The organism is Variovorax glucosi, assembly GCF_051216695.1.
Lineage (GTDB): Bacteria > Pseudomonadota > Gammaproteobacteria > Burkholderiales > Burkholderiaceae_C > Variovorax.
In genome coordinates this window covers 1-1,470 of record NZ_JBPJZE010000086.1, presented here as the reverse complement: position 1 = coordinate 1,470, position 1,470 = coordinate 1, and the positions used below count along the sequence as shown (strand labels likewise).

Below are 1,470 nucleotides of genomic sequence, written 5' to 3'. Positions count from 1 at the left end.
CAGCGCGACGGCTGCGCCCGCCAGGATGGGCCAGAACCAGGCGAAAGGCATCCCGCCGCTGACTCTGCCGGGTGTTTCGTTTGCGGGCTGTTCGATGGGGGCGAGCTCGGAAAGTCTGCTTTCTTCGGATTTGTTGTGCATGCGGAAACCTCTTCTTCTCCTCGTTGTGTTTTCGTGGGGCTCGCTCGCTCGCTCAATCGGCGCTGCGAGTTGCGGTGACCATGCAGTAGTCGAAGTCGCGCCAGAACATACCCAGCGCGAGCGCGCAGTAGCTGGCAACGATGTGCTTGCGCCGCCACGGGCTGAGCTTGCCGCGCGCCTTCCAGAGCTCGGCCAGCGTGAAGCGGGTGGCCAGCACCGGGATGTGCAGCGCACTGGGCGCGACGCGCCAGCGCAGCGACTTGACTTCGATGTCGTCGAAGCCGTGCTCGCGCAGTGCGGCGACGAAGTCTTCGCGCACGGCCAACGTGGGCACGGCCCAGCTGTCGGCCCACAGGCGGTGCAGCCAGCTGGCCAGGCGGCCGGGCTGGGGGCGCAGCAGAAAGCCATCAACAACAGCCAGCCGCGCGCCGGGCTTCAGCAGCCGCGCGGCTTCGCGGATGAAGTCGGCCTTGGCGGTGCCGTCGGCATAGCAGGCGCTCTCGACGGCCCATGCCCCATCGGCCTGCGCGGCGGGCAGGCCGGTGCGTGTGTAGTCGGCTTCGAGGTGAGCCATGCGGTCGGCCACGCCTGCGGCGGCGTCGAGCTTCGCGGCGATGCGGTTCTGCACTGCGACGTTGGTCACAGTGATGGCATACAGCGATGGATCGTCGCTTACCAGCGTGCGCGCGGTGGCGCCGGCGCCGCAGCCCATGTCGATCACGCAGCGGCGTTGTGTGGTGCCGGGCTGTGCGTCTCCGAGCTGCAGCGCACTGCCGACCACGCGGTTCATCTCCACCAGCATGCCTTCGCGCCGCAGCGGGTTCAGGCCCGCGCGCCAGAAGCCGAAGTGCATGTTGTAGCTAGGGCTCCAGGCGCTGTAGTCGGTCGCGACTTCGGTGAAGTAGTCCTGCGTGTCCTCGGCTGTGATGGGCGCGCTGGCTTGGCTTGCCGGGGTGCGCAGGGGCGTTTCGTGCGGCACGCGGAAGTCGGGCTGGAAGACTGTGGGCATGGCGGTTCCCTCGGTGGTTGCTTGTTCGTTGGTTCTCAGAGGCGGCAGTTGCCGTCGTCGCAGGAAGGCGCGACGCGCCCGGCCAGCCTTGCGGCCAGCCAGCGCGGAATGCGGTAGCGGTTGCGCGCCAGCAGCGCATAGGCGCGGTCGGCCAGCGGCGCGACGATCGGCAGGTCGAGCAGGAAGCTGCCGCTCGATAAGCCCACCGCCGTTCGGCAGATGCGGATTGCGGGCACGCCGACGAAGACCCGGCCTTCGGCGTCCGACACGTGGATGGCCGCCATCAGCGCGTCGCGCGGAGCCGGGCCGTTGCTGAACGC

The 1,470-nt window shown here is 68.8% G+C and carries 2 protein-coding genes; both read right to left on the bottom strand.

Annotated features, from left to right (window positions below):
• Nucleotides 1-193 precede the first annotated feature (193 nt).
• Nucleotides 194-1,150, bottom strand: a complete 957-nt coding sequence (locus tag ACSFA3_RS23100) for an SAM-dependent methyltransferase (protein ID WP_435468263.1) — start codon at nucleotides 1,148-1,150, stop codon at nucleotides 194-196.
• A gap of 35 nt (nucleotides 1,151-1,185) precedes the next feature.
• The coding region (locus ACSFA3_RS23095; RefSeq protein WP_435507781.1) for a DCC1-like thiol-disulfide oxidoreductase family protein at nucleotides 1,186-1,470 on the bottom strand (285 nt) is incomplete at its 5' end.